This window comes from Nostoc sp. CALU 1950, assembly GCF_051172895.1.
In the GTDB taxonomy this organism is placed as follows: domain Bacteria; phylum Cyanobacteriota; class Cyanobacteriia; order Cyanobacteriales; family Nostocaceae; genus Nostoc; species Nostoc edaphicum_A.
This window is the reverse complement of the sequence record NZ_JBDNJQ010000056.1, coordinates 15,918-31,823: the sequence shown is the minus strand read 5'-3', so window position 1 is coordinate 31,823 and position 15,906 is coordinate 15,918. Positions and strand designations below refer to the sequence as shown.

General features: G+C 43.7%; 16 protein-coding genes. 8 read left to right on the top strand and 8 right to left on the bottom strand.

Annotated elements, in window-relative coordinates:
- Positions 1 to 67: 67 nt before the first annotated feature.
- The gene (locus ABF638_RS16785; protein WP_435023980.1) at positions 68 to 1,450 is read right to left on the bottom strand and encodes a 1-acyl-sn-glycerol-3-phosphate acyltransferase; all 1,383 of its coding nucleotides are present in this window, start codon (positions 1,448 to 1,450) and stop codon (positions 68 to 70) included.
- Between the two features lie 150 nt (positions 1,451 to 1,600).
- Here ABF638_RS16785 and ABF638_RS16780 point away from each other — a divergent pair, with 150 nt between their 5' ends.
- Together ABF638_RS16780 and ABF638_RS16775 are read left to right on the top strand one after the other, a co-directional pair.
- Entirely contained in the window at positions 1,601 to 3,415 is a 1,815-nt protein-coding gene (locus ABF638_RS16780; protein ID WP_435023979.1) for a proline--tRNA ligase, read from the top strand.
- Between the two features lie 292 nt (positions 3,416 to 3,707).
- Entirely contained in the window at positions 3,708 to 4,319 is a 612-nt protein-coding gene (locus ABF638_RS16775; protein ID WP_435023977.1) for a GerMN domain-containing protein, read from the top strand.
- 92 nt (positions 4,320 to 4,411) lie between these two features.
- Here the strand turns inward: ABF638_RS16775 and ABF638_RS16770 are convergent, their stop codons facing one another.
- From ABF638_RS16770 to efp, 3 genes are all read right to left on the bottom strand, one after another.
- Positions 4,412 to 4,759, bottom strand: a complete 348-nt coding sequence (locus tag ABF638_RS16770; protein ID WP_069070430.1) for an ArsR/SmtB family transcription factor — start codon at positions 4,757 to 4,759, stop codon at positions 4,412 to 4,414.
- A gap of 62 nt (positions 4,760 to 4,821) precedes the next feature.
- Positions 4,822 to 5,379: an acetyl-CoA carboxylase biotin carboxyl carrier protein gene (gene accB, locus ABF638_RS16765; RefSeq protein ID WP_181928092.1), complete on the bottom strand. Its 558-nt coding sequence runs from the start codon at positions 5,377 to 5,379 to the stop codon at positions 4,822 to 4,824.
- Positions 5,380 to 5,487: 108 nt separating this feature from the next.
- Positions 5,488 to 6,045: an elongation factor P gene (gene efp / locus ABF638_RS16760; protein ID WP_069070428.1), complete on the bottom strand. Its 558-nt coding sequence runs from the start codon at positions 6,043 to 6,045 to the stop codon at positions 5,488 to 5,490.
- 211 nt (positions 6,046 to 6,256) lie between these two features.
- Here efp and ABF638_RS16755 point away from each other — a divergent pair, with 211 nt between their 5' ends.
- Positions 6,257 to 7,363: a peptidylprolyl isomerase gene (locus ABF638_RS16755; protein WP_435023974.1), complete on the top strand. Its 1,107-nt coding sequence runs from the start codon at positions 6,257 to 6,259 to the stop codon at positions 7,361 to 7,363.
- A 44-nt stretch (positions 7,364 to 7,407) separates the two neighbouring features.
- On the opposite strand, the gene ABF638_RS16750 is transcribed toward ABF638_RS16755, so the two are convergent.
- On the bottom strand, positions 7,408 to 7,995 hold the full coding sequence (locus ABF638_RS16750) for a Uma2 family endonuclease (protein WP_435023973.1): 588 nt from the start codon (positions 7,993 to 7,995) through the stop codon (positions 7,408 to 7,410).
- Positions 7,996 to 8,084: 89 nt separating this feature from the next.
- Between ABF638_RS16750 and thiL the strand changes: the two genes are divergently transcribed.
- Positions 8,085 to 9,107 (top strand): thiamine-phosphate kinase, encoded by a 1,023-nt coding sequence (gene thiL / locus ABF638_RS16745; protein WP_435023971.1) that lies wholly within the window; start codon positions 8,085 to 8,087, stop codon positions 9,105 to 9,107.
- A gap of 61 nt (positions 9,108 to 9,168) precedes the next feature.
- On the opposite strand, the gene ABF638_RS16740 is transcribed toward thiL, so the two are convergent.
- Positions 9,169 to 10,182, bottom strand: a complete 1,014-nt coding sequence (locus tag ABF638_RS16740) for a type I glyceraldehyde-3-phosphate dehydrogenase (protein WP_435023969.1) — start codon at positions 10,180 to 10,182, stop codon at positions 9,169 to 9,171.
- Positions 10,183 to 10,298: 116 nt separating this feature from the next.
- Entirely contained in the window at positions 10,299 to 10,925 is a 627-nt protein-coding gene (gene nadD / locus ABF638_RS16735; protein ID WP_435023967.1) for a nicotinate (nicotinamide) nucleotide adenylyltransferase, read from the bottom strand.
- 403 nt (positions 10,926 to 11,328) lie between these two features.
- Here nadD and murC point away from each other — a divergent pair, with 403 nt between their 5' ends.
- The 4 genes from murC to ABF638_RS16715 all read left to right on the top strand — a co-directional run bounded on the left by murC (position 11,329) and on the right by ABF638_RS16715 (position 15,006).
- Positions 11,329 to 12,792, top strand: coding sequence for a UDP-N-acetylmuramate--L-alanine ligase (gene murC / locus ABF638_RS16730; RefSeq protein ID WP_435023965.1), 1,464 nt, complete (start codon positions 11,329 to 11,331; stop codon positions 12,790 to 12,792).
- A 125-nt stretch (positions 12,793 to 12,917) separates the two neighbouring features.
- Positions 12,918 to 13,916, top strand: a complete 999-nt coding sequence (murB, locus tag ABF638_RS16725) for a UDP-N-acetylmuramate dehydrogenase (protein WP_435023963.1) — start codon at positions 12,918 to 12,920, stop codon at positions 13,914 to 13,916.
- A gap of 194 nt (positions 13,917 to 14,110) precedes the next feature.
- Complete coding sequence (locus ABF638_RS16720) at positions 14,111 to 14,458, top strand: YbaB/EbfC family nucleoid-associated protein (RefSeq protein WP_069070420.1); 348 nt, start codon at positions 14,111 to 14,113, stop codon at positions 14,456 to 14,458.
- 77 nt (positions 14,459 to 14,535) lie between these two features.
- The gene (locus tag ABF638_RS16715; RefSeq protein ID WP_435024007.1) at positions 14,536 to 15,006 is read left to right on the top strand and encodes a low molecular weight protein-tyrosine-phosphatase; all 471 of its coding nucleotides are present in this window, start codon (positions 14,536 to 14,538) and stop codon (positions 15,004 to 15,006) included.
- A 62-nt stretch (positions 15,007 to 15,068) separates the two neighbouring features.
- Here ABF638_RS16715 and ABF638_RS16710 read toward each other — a convergent pair whose 3' ends face one another.
- Entirely contained in the window at positions 15,069 to 15,752 is a 684-nt protein-coding gene (locus tag ABF638_RS16710) for a response regulator transcription factor (protein WP_435023961.1), read from the bottom strand.
- Between the last annotated feature and the right edge of the window lie 154 nt (positions 15,753 to 15,906).

Below are 15,906 nucleotides of genomic sequence, written 5' to 3'. Positions count from 1 at the left end.
CAGTTATTAGCCTTTTACTTATCTTCCTTAGTTTCTAGTCATCAGTAGTTTTATTTTACCATAATAGTCAAATCAATCCTTCTAACGCGTGTTGCAAATCGTTCGTCACATCAGCAACAGCTTGTCTAGCACCTAAACGATTTTCCTTATACGCTGGGTAACGCTCAGAAATAGATATCGGTTCACCCACAGTAATTTTTACTTTTTGCTTACCCAATTGCGGACGTTGTAAACCCTTATCGCCTTTGATTTTAGCAATCATTTGCCATAAAATTAAAGTTGTCTCAGCAAACCTTTCTACTGTTGGATTTTCCCGAATATAATTACCAGAAACTGCCACAAAACTTTCTACTAAACGCATGTGCCACATCCGCGCATTCGCTTCTTCGGCAACGCGATCGCCTAAAGCTCTTTCAACAGCAGATACTCCTTTGACATCCTTAAATTCTTCTCTAAATATATAATTCCAACCTGCTTGTTCTACCCTCCGGCAACGGTCACTTAAACTACCTTTGGACTGCAAATTAAAATACTGTTCTGATATTTGTAGTGCAGCATTTAACAAAGCTTGTAAACGAACTGCTAATGCTTCATTTCTATCTTCAATTCCTCCTACTGCTGTTTTGGCATCTGCCAGCTTTAGATGATAAAATCGCGTGTAAAATTTTTCCATCAGTGAAAGTAAATGTTCTGCCAAGGTTAATAACCGGGGATAAAGCGACTCTATAGAAGCATTTTCTGGTGGATTCACAGGTAAACCACTAGCTGCTTCCAATTCACTTAAAAGATTTGCGATCGCACCCCAAGGAGCATCAACGTAACTATATTTAATCCCAACTGGTACAATTAGAACCTGTTCGGGGCGTTCAGCTTTGTGCAAATCTTCAGCACACCAAAAGCCTAATTGGGCGATACCGGGTTCCAAAGGGCTAATATTCTCCGATAAACCATTGGTTGCACCCTCTGGCGCAGCCGCCATCGGAAATTTCCCATTGGCGAACAAGTCACGCGCCGAACGTAACCCCGTCCAGTCAGCCTTACCTCGCTGAATCGGAGTCCCACCCAAATGAGAAGCAATCCAGCCAACGTGGGAACCTGCCCATAGAGGAATGCCGCGATCGTAGATAAAATGAGCGTGAATGGGATGTTGTAGTGTTGTACCTTGCGATCGCGCTACCTTTGGTACAAGTTGAGATAGCAAGTAAGCTAAACAAAACGGATCGTCTGTTTTCGGATGGCGAAATGCCAGCATAAAACGGATCTTACCCTCCTGAAACTGGCGATAGAGATCCACCAGAACCTCTACGTTGTCTGCTTCAATTTGGGTAATCGATGTTTGCCAGTTTATCCAACTGGGTAGCAACAGATGGACGAATCGTAGAAATAAGGGGTTAAACGCCGGAGGAATAAATTCTAAGGGTGCCTGTGCTTGATAAATTACGTCTGCCAAGGTAGTTTTCTCCTAAAGTTGCGATCAAAAAAGGCGGAAGGCTATAAGTAAAAATGAAAAAGAAATAACACTGTGTACTTTGTACTTCATCCTTAATACTTCATACTTTAGTTGACATAGAAATTAGTGATTCTGGAAAGGCTATAAACGATGCGACTGTCACAAATGTTATTCGTTACACTCCGGGATGATCCAGCTGATGCTGAGATTCCCAGTCATAAATTATTACTCCGTGCAGGTTACATTCGTCGCATCGGTAGTGGGATTTATGCTTATCTCCCTCTGATGTGGCGGGTACTGCAAAAAGTTTCCCAGATTGTGCGGGAAGAAATGAACGCGACAGGCGCACAAGAATGTCTTTTGCCACAATTGCAACCGGCTGATTTATGGAAGGAATCGGGACGCTGGGACACTTACACCAAAGCCGAGGGGATCATGTTTTCCCTAATTGACCGTCGTGAGCAACAATTAGGATTAGGCCCAACTCATGAAGAAGTAATCACAGCGATCGCTCGTGATATGATTCGCTCGTATCGCCAACTACCACTACATCTCTACCAAATTCAAACCAAATTCCGCGATGAAATTCGTCCCCGCTTTGGTTTGATGCGCGGACGGGAATTTATCATGAAGGATGGCTACTCTTTCCATACCGATGAAGCCAGTCTCAAAGAAACTTACCAGGATATGTATAAAGCCTACAGCAATATCCTGCGACGTTCTGGTTTAGCTTTTCGGGCAGTGGAAGCTGATTCTGGTGCAATTGGCGGTTCTGGTTCCACAGAATTTATGATTTTGGCGGAAGCTGGCGAAGACGAAGTTCTCTACACTGAGGATGGTAAATACGCCGCTAACGTAGAAAAGGCTGTTTCTTTACCAATTGACGCCGAAACCTCACGGTTTACAACCTACGAGAAACGCGATACACCTGGAACAGAAACGATTGAAAAGGTGTGTCAACTCCTCAACTGTTCTCCCACTCAATTGGTGAAAAACGTCCTTTATCAAACCGTTTATGATAATGGTATAACGGTGTTAGTTCTGGTGAGCATCCGAGGCGATCAAGAAGTTAATGAAGTCAAATTGCAAAATGAATTGACTAAATTAGCTTCTGAATATGGTGCTAAAACTATTATTAGTTTGAATGTACCAAATGTAGAAGCCCAGCAAGCATGGACAGCTAAATCTCTACCTTTAGGCTACATTGCGCCAGACATCGCAGACGAGTATATTGCCGCCAATAAACAGATCCATCCCAAGTTTTTGCGCTTGGTGGATCAAACAGCCGTTGATTTAAAAAACTTTGTTACAGGGGCGAATGAAGCTGGCTATCACGTAGTTGGCGCTAATTGGGGTGAGCAATTTCCACTACCAAGCGGTGTAGTAGATATACGAAAGGCAAGACCAGGCGATCGCGCCATCCATAATCCAGAACAAACCTTACAAAGCGCCCGTGGAATTGAAGCAGGTCACATCTTCCAATTAGGTACTAAATATTCCCAAGCGATGGGTGCAACTTATACCAATGAACAGGGTGAAGAGAAGCCCCTATTTATGGGTTGTTTTGGTGTAGGTGTATCACGACTAGCCCAAGCTGCCGTAGAGCAATCTTACGATAAAGATGGGATTATTTGGCCAGTTGCGATCGCACCTTATCACGCGATCATCACAATTCCCAACATTAAGGATGCTCAACAAATCGAAATCGCCCAAAAACTTTACACAGAACTCAATCAAGCAGGAATTGAAACCCTACTTGATGACCGCGATGAACGGGCTGGAGTGAAATTTAAAGATGCTGACTTAATTGGCATCCCTTACAGGATTGTAACCGGGCGGGCGATCGCTAATGGCAAAGTCGAAGTTGTGGAAAGAGCCACCCGCAAATCTCAAGAAATAATCATTGAAGAAGTTACAACAACGCTCCAACAGTGGATTACGGAAGCAATAGGACACAGGGCATAGGGTATGAGGCATGGAGAAGAGACAAGGAAGAGAGGGGAGTAAATTCTCCCTTTTCCCCTTTGTCTCCCCTGTCTCCCTCATCCCCCTCATCTCCCCACTCCCCAAAATTTACATAATTTGGCAGGTGACGGACTAGAAGTAAAAATTCTAGAATTGAATTATAGACTTGCGGAGTTAAAAGGCATAAAATCTCTTCCAAGTTGCGGGAAACTCTCTACTCGTAAGTATCGTCTTTAACCAGGCTGCTCCTCACATAACTACCATATCAGCCCTAGTCAGGAAGGTTTTGAACATGAAAGACCAACAAGGATCTAATCGTATTTCTTCAGGCGTAATTGCAGCCGTCTCAGCGGCGGTTGTAGCGGTAGGTGGCGGTGTGGCTTGGTTTACTTCACAATCCAGCAATACTCCTACACCGTCAAACCCCTCTGGGCGAATCGCTCAACCAGCACAGCCATCAACTAGGCAGCCAGCTAACGAGCAAACCCCTAATGTTTATTGGCTCAGATCAAATGACAAAAATATTGCTTTGGTTCCCCAACCTGTGAAAGTAGCTTCTATAAGACCAAATCAGCCTTTAGAATCAGCTTTTCAAAGTTTGTTAGCAGGCCCAACAGAAGGAACAGATTCAACAACCATCCCCAAAGGAACCAAGCTGTTGGGGTTGAAGACAGAAAATGATGAAGTTCACGTTAATTTATCTGAAGATTTTACCAGCGGTGGTGGTAGCACCTCAATGATGGGTCGCGTGGGACAAGTTGTTTACACTGCGACAAGTTTAAATCCCAAAGCCAAGGTATACATTGACGTAAATGGCAAACCGTTAGATGTTTTAGGCGGTGAGGGTGTAGAGTTACAACAACCACTAACTCGTGAAAGCTTTCAGAAAAATTATCCGCTTTAGTCATTGGTCATTGGTCATTGGTCATTAGTCATTAGTCATTGGTTTTTCACAAATGACAACTGACAAATGACAAAGGACAAATGACAAAAGACCTAACGTTTGCTATTTAACACACGAAAATTACGGGCTTGCTCCTCTAACCTTGTGGCGAGGCGATCGCAAACCCGGTTACACAACTCAAAAATCATTTGATCTTCCACCCGGTAATAGGCGCAAGTTCCTTCACTGCGGCGGCTAAGGATACCTGCTTGCCACATTACCTTCAGGTGTTTTGACACATTTGCCTGAGAAGTCTGTGTTGCCTCTACCAACTCTTGCACGCATTTTTCTTCATCCCGTAATAAGTGGAGCAGCCGCAGGCGCATTGGCTCACTTAACAGACTGAAGTATTCAGCTACTTGTTGCACCACTTCTGGTGGTAAAGGCAACGTTTGTTTCATCAGGATTAACCCGCAAAGACTGAAAGTTTTAACAATTACTCACTTGATATATACATTAATACTTAATCAGGGTTAATTCGCATCAAAGGTTGACCATATTCTACAGGGTCACCATTTTGGAGAAGAATTTCCATCACCTGTCCAGAGACTTCGGCTTCAATTTCATTCATCAGCTTCATGGCCTCAATGATACAGACTGTTTGACCTTTGCGGACGCGATCGCCCACTTCCACAAATGCTGCTTCCCCAGGTGCGGGAGCGCGATAAAACGTTCCCACCATTGGGGAAGGCACTTCTACTAATCTCTGGTCAATCGTTGAGGGAGGATTTACTGACAACTGCAATTGTGTGCTAGTACCAGTATTTTCAAACACGCGAGATGTGGACACCTCCGTTACCTGACTGGCGTTCAACTGGTTCCCCCCAGATGAACCCGATGTCAAGCCCGAACCTACCACACTGCCTAAAGTCCCTTGACCTACCGACAACATCTGATTGCTGAGGCTCACAGCCTTACGGACTGTTAGTTCAAAATCATCGCTTTTGAGCGTGACTTCTGCAATATCTGTTTGTGCGATAGTTGCCAGTAATTGGCGAATTTCATTAAAGTCCAATGGCACAGTTTTTATTACCTCGACCTATCCGTAAATGAGCATCTTAAGTGTGGCAGGGATTTAATCCCTATATAGGGATTTCAATCGGGACTTGCATCTCCGTAGAGATGAAAGTTATTCCCTGCTGATATATTTATCTTCCTGAGTGTCAACTTTGATGCGTTCTCCTTGAGAAATAAACAAAGGAACCATCACAATTGCACCAGTTTCCAGAGTTGCTGGTTTTGAGCCACCTGTGGCAGTGTCACCTTTTAAACCTGGATCTGTTTGTACAATTTCCAGAACCACAGACTTAGGCAATTCTACTCCTAGAACCTGCTCACCCCATTTAATAACTTCAGCTTCCATACCTTCCTTAAGGTACTTGACGCGATCGCCAATTTGTTCGCGGGTCAATCTGCCTTCTTCGTAGGTTTCCATATCCATAAAGACGAACTCATCGCCCTCTTTATAGGTATGCTGCATCGTGCTTTTTTCTAGAGTGGCTTGCGGCACTGTTTCCCCTGCGCGGAACGTTTTTTCCATAACGCTCCCACTCTGGACATTTTTTAGCTTAGTTCGTACAAAGGCAGAACCTTTACCTGGCTTGACGTGTAGGAATTCAAGCACTCGCCATACAGACCCATCCAATACAATTGAAACACCGGGTCGAAAGTCGTTACTGGAGATCATGAAACTTTCAAATTTTGGAAGACAATCGGGATTTATTGTACCCTTCTAGGGTCGTCATTGGGCATTTGTCATTAGTTAGTTGTCATTTGTCATTAGTCACTTGTACTGAGCGAAGTCGAAGTATTTGTCATTTATCCTCCGCCCTTAACGTGGGAAGATTATTTATGGGTTACGTCCAGTCAACAATTTAATGCTGCATTTGAGTTATCCCATGCTTAACTTATTAAAATCCTGGCTGAAGAACAGCCTAATAGCAATACTGCTGGTGACAATATTTTTAGGCATAACTACAGCGGGGTGGACTCCCTCCAGTAGCGCCGCACTGCCATCGGGCAATGCAATTACCGACGGTAAGGCTTTGTTGCGGTATGCACTCCCGATAGATAACAAACCTGTGCGGCAACTACAAGCCAGTTTAGAGGACATCTCTGCCCAACTGCGGGCGAATCGACGTTGGGGTGCTATTTCCAAAGACATCAGCCAAGCATCCCGCATTCTCGATAAACCTTCCCAAATCTTAACAAGCGTTCCCGAAGAACGCCAACCCCAAGCCGAAGCTTGGATTACCGAGTTGAAATCTGGGGTGGGTAAGTTGCAAGAATTGGCGAACAGCAAAGATAAAGAACAAATACTGCAAGAGAGAAGCAAACTTTTGAATCTCGTGACTCAGCTAGAAGAATCAATGGTGAAACAATTCCCCTTTGAAGTGCCTGCTGAGTACAGCAACCTACCACAACTTAAAGGGCGTGCCACTGTAGAATTCAAAACCAACAAAGGCGATTTAACTGTCGTAGTAGATGGTTACAGCGCTCCTGTCACTGCTGGTAATTTTGTAGATTTGGTAAATAGGGGTTTTTATAATGGCTTAGAATTTACCCGTTCTGAAGAATCTTACTTTCTCCAAACTGGAGATCCTGCTGGAAAAGATGTAGGTTTCATTGACCCAAAAACGGGCAAATATCGCGCCATCCCCTTAGAAGTCTTAGTTGAGGGCGATAAAGAACCTACTTATGGCATTACTCTAGAAGAAGCTGGTCGTTACGTTGATATGCCAGTTCTGCCTTTTTCTGCCTTTGGTGCAGTGGTAATGGCTCGTCCCGAAAGTGAAGTAAATGGTGGTTCATCACAATTTTTCTTCTTTCTGTTTGAACCAGAACTCACTCCCGCCGGACGCAACCTATTAGATGGTCGTTATGCCGTTTTTGGCTATCTCACCGAAGGCAGAGAAGTTTTGGATAAACTGAAGGCTGGTGACAAAATTGAATCGGCAACCGTGGTTAAGGGAATAGAAAATCTGGTTGAGCCGCAAGCTGCATAAGAAGACACAGGGGCAGGAGAAGAATAATTCTTGTACAGACGCGATTAATCGCGTCTCCCCTGATTCAGATTCCCGGCGGTGAATATTTGATCAACTACAATCCTTAATTCTGGAAAAGTTCGTGATACAATTTCCTGGTTAGCAGTAAAAACTGTTTCTTCGTACAATCCATCTTCCAGTAGTAACACTGAAACTTTTATTGCCAGTGGGTCTACAATCCAATATTCAGGAACCTCTAACGCCGCATATTCTGAGCGTTTATAACGATAGTCCCGTTTCACCGACTCTGGACTGACTACCTCGACAATTAGTAACGGTGGTGACTCAAATACTGCTGAAGCATTCAACAATTCTCTAGCTTGCTCCAGTGTCACTACACACAAATCAGTCAACCTAGATTTATTTCTACCTGTTCTCACCCCGCTTTCCCGAAAACAAAGCCAAGTAGAGTTACAACGTTTGATTTCTGCTTTCAAGGCAGTATCCAAAAAATCGACAATCAGGAAATGTTCAATAGTAGGTGGATTCATTAGTTCTAGCTTCCCATCCACCAGTTCATAATGGAAATCGCTACCATCATCATAGGTTAAGTACTCTTCAAATGTGATGCTGGTTACTGGTGTTGTTACCATTCCAACTGACTCCTAGACGATACCCTTATCTTAAACAGTAAAGTAAATCATCAGTTTTCTTCGTAATTTTGCAACACGGAAAACCGATTGTGAACAGTGAGTTATCTTCTCAACAAGTAAAAGACATTGGCGAACAAGGTCTTTTAGAAAGATTACAGCGCTTTTGTCCTCCAGAAATTATCGGCGATGATGCAGCAGTTCTTGAGACTGCACCAGGGCAATCTTTGGTAGTGACTACAGATGTGCTGGTTGATGGTGTGCATTTTAGTAACCTCACCACTTCCCCAGAAGATGCTGGTTGGCGAGCTGCTGCTGCCAATTTATCAGATTTAGCAGCAATGGGTGCTTCTCCATTAGGAATCACTGTCGGGTTAGGACTACCCAGTGAACTTAGGGTTAGTTGGGTAGAACGCTTGTACCAGGGAATGACAGAATGCCTACAAAAATACAATACTCCAATTGTCGGGGGTGATGTCGTGCGATCGCCTGTAACTACTCTGGCAATTACTGCTTTTGGTCAAGTTAACCCTAGTCAAATTATCCGCCGTTCTGCTGCCGTTATTGGAAATGCGATCGTCGTTACAGGCGTTCATGGAGCCTCCCACGCTGGCTTAGAACTCCTCTTGCATCCCGAATTAGGACAAAACCTCAATAACGAAGAAAAGACGGCTCTAATCCGCGCACACCAACGCCCACAGCCACGATTAGATGTCTTACCAATCCTCTGGAAAATCTTAACTCCTAACTCCCAACTCTCCATTGCTGGTATGGATAGCAGCGATGGTTTGGCAGATGCGATTATTCAAATCTGCCGCGCCAGTGGCGTTGGCGCTGTCTTAGAACGCAGACAAATTTCCGTACCAAAAACTTTTAACCATTGGTTGCCACCAGAGCAAGCGCTAAAATATGCTCTATACGGTGGCGAAGACTTTGAATTAGTGCTGTGCTTACCACAAGAATTAGCATCAGCCTTAGTGCAACATCTTGGAGAAGGTGCTGCGATCGTAGGTAAGATTACAGCCGGATCAAGAGTACTATTGCACGACGAACAAAAAAAATTCCCTGACCAAGTTCTGAATCTTAGTCAGGGATTTCAACATTTTGGTCAATAGTCCTTTGTCTTTTGTCATTCTTCCAATGACTAATGACAAATGACCAATGACAAATGACAAATTATTGCCACTTCTCGGCTACTAATTCTGCCAAATCCAAGACTCGTTGGCTGTAACCCCACTCGTTGTCATACCACGCCATAACTTTTACTAAGTCATTGCCCATAACCAAAGTCAAGCTGGAATCGACAATCGAAGAAGCATCGCTACCTTGATAATCGGAAGATACCAATTCTAGTTCGCTATAATCCAAAATGCCTTTAAGTGGGCCTTCGGCAGCATCCTTGAGAGCTTGGTTAACTTCTTCAGTAATAGTACGCTTCTCAACCTGAACTACGAAATCTACCATTGAGACGTTCGGGGTCGGTACGCGTAAGGCAACGCCATTAAGTTTGCCTTTGAGGTCTGGGATAACCAGTGCCACTGCTTTTGCTGCACCAGTAGAGGTGGGTACAATGTTTATCGCTGCTGCCCTCGCCCGTCGCAAATCCCGGTGAGAAGCGTCTAGCAAGCGTTGATCACCTGTATAGCTGTGGGTGGTGGTCATCGTACCTTTAATGATGCCGAACTTATCGTTCAACACCTTGGCGATTGGTGCCAAGCAGTTGGTAGTACAGCTAGCGTTACTGATAATGTGGTGTTTGTTGTGGTCATAGTCATGATGATTCACACCAACCACAAAAGTACCATCCTCGTTTTTACCAGGAGCGGTAATCAGGACTTTCTTGGCTCCAGCATTTACGTGCTTGAGCGCTCCTTCTTTGCTAGTAAATACCCCGGTTGCTTCGATAATTAGGTCAATTCCCCAATCTTTCCAGGGCAAGTTTTCTGGGTTGCGATCGGATACGCACTTAATGGTCTTACCGTTAACGATGATAGAGTTATCATCGGCACTAATCTCAGCACCTTTAATCTTCCCTAGCATTGAGTCATACTTGAGCAGGTGAGCATTGGTTCTAGGGTCTGAAGTGTCATTAATAGCGACAAGATCGATTTGACTATTCTCTCTACCCACCCAGCAACGCGCAAAGTTACGTCCAATCCGCCCGAAACCGTTGATTGCAACTCTAATCACAGTGTCTTGCCCTCTGTATTTATGCTTATATGTTGATATCGTTGACCCCAATCATATCGCAAAGGGGGGGGGCACTTTTAACCATAAAGTGTTAGATCAATAAAAAAACACATAATTTATTCAGATTTGTTCGAGTAGAGATTGTTGTTAGTGATATATGATCTGACCGGTTCCGGTACTAAATAACGAATTGACTGGCGTTCGCGGCAAAATTTGCGAATTAGACTTGACGAAACTCCTACTAAAGGTATATTCAAGAGTTGCCAGTGAATGGTATGTAACTGCTCCCTGAGTTGCTGCTCCACTTGCTTGCAGATTAATTTGCTTTGAGTTATAGTCTCACCACCTAGCAGTCGGGGTGCGATTAACCAATCACACATTTGTGCTAGTTCGTGTCCACGGTACCAACGGGGTAAGGTTTGGAAAGTATCCAAGCCCACAATCCAGTACCAGTGAGTATTTGGGTAACAAGCAGATAAGTCAATCAGGGTGTTAATGGCATAGGAGGTCCCAGAGCGATTTGTCTCCACTAATGAGACAGTAAACCCTGGGTTATCTTTTGTAGCTAATTGCAGCATTTGCACACGATGCTCAAACAAAGCTGCTTCTTTGTGAGGAGGATTTAGGGATGGCACCCAAATTACCTTTTCAAGGGATACTTGATGCAAAGCTGTCTCGGCTACGAGCAGGTGTCCCCAATGAATTGGATCAAATGTGCCACCAAAAATTGCGAGTTGCTGCATCCAGTTATGCCTGGGTTTTATGCAATTGAAAAATAGTTTCATTACCAATGTACTATTGTACTCAATTCACGCCTAGACTTGATGCAATTTCAAATCAGTTTCACTAAACAATGTATTATGTAGCCAATTCCAGTAAGATAGCCAAAAATATGTATTTGACATTACAAGAATTTCTTTCCCGATGCGTTCAAAATTTTCAGAATAATCTTAACAACAGTTCAGAAATAGCAAAAACCTCCAACCAAGGTAAAATCATTCTGAACAAAGAAAACCAGAGTGGAAAAGTCATTCGGGCATCAAATATAAACATGATATAGGAGCAGTTACGGTAAAAATCAAATTCCTGTTATGATACGCGTGTCATTTGTGATTATGGTGTGGTGTGGTGTAAGAGGAGTAATAAATGACTAATTCTGTAGATTTTAGTGGTAGACCATTTCATTTCATTGGCATCGGTGGTATAGGTATGTCTGCTCTGGCATACGTTCTCGCAAAGCGCCAATTTCCAGTATCAGGTTCGGATCTTCGTCCAAACCATATTACGCACAAGTTGGAATCTATCGGTGCTCATATTTTTGGTAAACAAGAGGCAAGCAATCTCGAATTCTTTCGCCCTCAGGTATTGGCGAATACAGTAGTATTAAATTCACAAGAACAATTACCTGCTGATACTAAGTCAAAACTGCCTCAAGTCATTTGTTCAACAGCAATAAACACTAATAATTTAGAATACAAAGCAGCGCTAGAATTAGGCTGTCCAGTTTTACATCGTTCAGATGTGTTAGCCGCATTAATTGCCGATTACCATAGTATTGCAGTGGCAGGAACACACGGCAAAACTACAACCAGTAGCATGATTGGCTATATGCTTCTGGAAGCTGGTCTAGACCCAACGATTTTAGTGGGTGGCGAAGTCAATGCTTGGGAAGGCAATGCTCGATTGGGACAAAGCCAATATTTGGTAGCCGAAGCAGATGAATCTGATGGTTCCTTGGTAAAACACGCTCCAGAGATTGGCATCATCACCAATATTGAACTCGATCATCCTGACCATTACGATACATTAGAAGAAGTTATTGACATCTTCCAGACATTTGCCAAGGGTTGTAAAACGTTAATAGGTAGCATTGACTGTGCTACAGTGCGCGATCGCTTACAACCTACTATTACCTACAGCTTACATTCAGATACCGACGCTGATTACACCGTCACTAATATTGATTATCGTGCTGATGGCACCACAGCTTTAGTTTGGGAAAGAGGCAAAGCTTTGGGCGTGTTGAAGTTGCGGTTGCTCAGTCGGCACAATCTCAGTAATGCCTTAGCAGCGGTGGCTGTTGGTCGCGCTTTGGGCTTAGAATTTGGAGCAATTGCTAAAGGTATCGCCACCTTTGAAGGAGCAAGACGCCGCTTTGAGTTCCGAGGTGAAGTCAATGGCATTACCTTCATCGATGATTATGCTCATCACCCTAGCGAGATTCGGGCTACTCTCGCCGCAGCACGTTTACAGGCAAGACCAGGGCAAAGAGTAGTTGCTATCTTCCAACCCCATCGCTATAGCCGGACACTGACCTTTTTAGAAGAATTTGCCGAGTCCTTTACCCATGCTGATTTGGTTGTACTGACTGATATTTACAGCGCAGGTGAACCCAATTTAGGGCAAATTAGTGGTGAACATCTAACGGCGGAAATTGCTAAACAGCATTCGCAAGTAGTTTATCAACCAACTTTACCCTCAGTATGTGAGTACTTGCTACAAACACTACGCCCAGGAGATTTGGCACTGTTTTTGGGGGCTGGGAACTTGAATCAGGTGATTCCTGAAGTAATTACGACACTTTGTGAGCCTGCTAAAGCCACATCCTAAGTGGAGACTTTGCGAAGTTTTATTTCTGAGCAAAGTGCCCCTTTAGCAATGGTTTCATTTGTGAACTCTATTACCGTATGTTTGCGGTAAATAAATGTAAAACCTTTTACCAAAACAAAGTAAAGATGACCATTTCCCAGGCAGCTGGAAACGTCTGCACAGTTTCTGCTTTGAATACAAAGAAACACCAAACAGCTAATTCGGTGAACAGTGAAGTAATTTACTTACCCAGTACTGATTGTGCGATCAAGTCCCAGGCTTCTTTGTCAGCATTTACTTCCTACAGAGTTGGGGGAGCAGCTGATTTGTACGTTGCCCCCCGAAACTTAGAAGCACTGCAAGCAAGTCTTAAATACGCAAAAGAACGTGATTTAAAGGTGACAACACTGGGAGCAGGTTCTAACTTGCTGGTCAGCGATGGTGGTATATCAGGCTTAGTCATTGCTACTCGTCATCTCCGCTTCAGCCATTTTGACCCAGAAAAAGGTCAATTAACCGTTGCTGCCGGAGAATCAATTCCCAGCTTGGCATGGGCCGCAGCAGAATTAGGCTGGCAAGGATTGGAGTGGGCTGTTGGTATTCCCGGAACAGCAGGTGGTGCCGTAGTGATGAACGCAGGGGCACATAATAGCTGTATCGCAGATATGTTAGTTAGTGCCGAGGTACTTTCACCTGATGGGACACTAGAGACTCTTACCCCAGAACAGTTAGGTTATAGCTACCGGACTTCATTATTGCAAGGTGGCGATCGCATTGTCACCCAAGCCACCTTACAACTCGCACCAGGTGCAGACCCAGCAAAAGTTGTAGCAATCACCAAAGAACACAAAAAGCATCGGTTAAGCACCCAACCATACAACTTCCCCAGTTGTGGTAGTGTGTTCCGCAATCCTAAACCTTATAGTGCTGGCTGGTTAATTGAACAAACTGGTCTGAAAGGCTACCAAATTGGTGGAGCACAAGTAGCATTACTCCATGCTAATTTTATCGTTAACCGAGGTGGGGCGAAAGCTAGTGATATTTTCTGTCTCATTCGCCACATCCAACATCAAGTACAAGAACGTTGGTCTATTAATTTAGAGCCAGAAGTCAAAATGCTCGGAGAGTTTCAAGGTGCTTGTTGAAACTTTCAATTCAGAGAATTGGGAGTGGGCAGTGGGGATAAGGGAGCAGAGGGAGAAATAAATGATACCCTATTCCCTACTCCCTACTTCCTATTCCAGGATGCATTAATTATTGGTAAAAAAAGAGTCAAATTACTTACCGCATCTATAATTGAATTTGATTTGTTATTCAACGCACACGCGTACAAATAATTATGACAGGAAAAGGACAGGGATTTGGCTTTGGCTTAGGAAAAATGAAGGAACTGGCCGAAGCTTTTAAGAAAGCACAGCAAGTTCAAGAAGGCGCAAAGCGACTCCAAGAAGAATTGGAGCAAATGGAGATTCTGGGAGAATCTGGCGGTGGTCTAGTGAAGGTAATTGTCAGTGGAAACCAAGAACCCAAGCGGGTAGAAATTTCTCCAGATGCTTTAGGGGAAGGTGCAGAAGTACTTTCCGATCTCGTGACAGTGGCAATGAAAGAAGCCTACAACAAGTCCACAGCAACCATGCGGGAACGTATGGAAGAATTAACCAGTGGGTTGGAGTTACCTGGATTTTAGTCTATTGGTCATTAGTCCTTTGTCAATAGTCATTCGACAAAGGACTAATGACTATTGACAAAGGACAAATAATATCTATGCCTTACAAGTTGCTGTTTGTCTGCTTAGGTAACATCTGCCGATCACCATCGGCAGAAAACATCATGAATCATCTAATTGAGCAGGCTGGCTTGAGCGAAGATATCCTCTGTGACTCTGCTGGTACATCTAGTTATCACATTGGTAGCCCACCTGACAGACGCATGAGTGCTGCGGCTGCTACAAAGTTGGGAATTCAACTGCGTGGTCGAGCACGCCAGTTTCAAAAGTCAGATTTTCAAGACTTTGATTTGATTTTGGCGATGGATCAAGAAAATTATGAGAACATCCTCACTCTTGATCAAACTGAGCAATATCAACATAAAGTGCGTTTGATGTGCGAGTTTTGCTCTCGGCACACTCTAAAAGAAGTTCCAGATCCATATTATGGTGGTCAAGAGGGATTTAATCAGGTTATTGATTTACTGATTGATGCTTGTGAAGGTCTGCTCACAAAGGTTAGGAGTTAGGAGTTAGGAGTTAGGAGTTAGGAGTTTTAATTCCTCATTCCTCACTTTTAACTCCTAACTTTTTATTCCACCAAACCATGCTTCATCGCAAAACGCACTAATTCCGCTCGGTTGCTGGTTGAGGTTTTTCTCAATAAACTGCTGACGTACTTTTCCACAGTTCGAGGACTCAGGTGTAGCTGATGACCCATTTCGGCATTAGAAAGACCATGAGTCAATAACTCTAGGACTTCCTGTTCTCGATGAGTTAGAGATGAGTGCAGATGGGATTTCTGAATTTGAGTGGACAGAGAATTATGGGCATCCGCCGCTTTTGTTGAGGCGGAAATGCCCAAACTCTCTTTATGAGAAAAGCGATACTCTGATTGAATGATTTGCGATCGCTCCAAAAGATTGCGAATTGCTGCTGCTAACTCTTCCAGTTCAAAAGGCTTGGGTAAATATAAATCGCATCCTGACTGGTAGCCCATAATTCTTTCCTGAGTCTTAGTGCGTGCCGTTAATAAAATTACAGGCAATAAACGAAACACTGGCTGTTGACGCACCCGGCGCACCAGTTCATAGCCATTCATCTGTGGCATGACGATATCCGTGACAATCAAATCAGGATGATAGTCATCTACCATAACTAAAGCCTCTCGACCGTCATTAGCCGTGATCACCGAGTAGCCAGACAGTTCAAGATAGTCGCTAACAGACAGACGAGTGCCCAAATCATCATCCACTACAAGGATTGTCAAGGGCATGGATAGTACACCCCTAGCATTTTTTTAACTCAGAAATTTGCTTCTACGTGCTCCATCAGTGAACACAGATAATAATAGTGTTCTTATGTTTCATACTATGACAGGATTACCAACTAATGACTGCCTTCAGGGTTTATTTATAAAGAAAATCTTA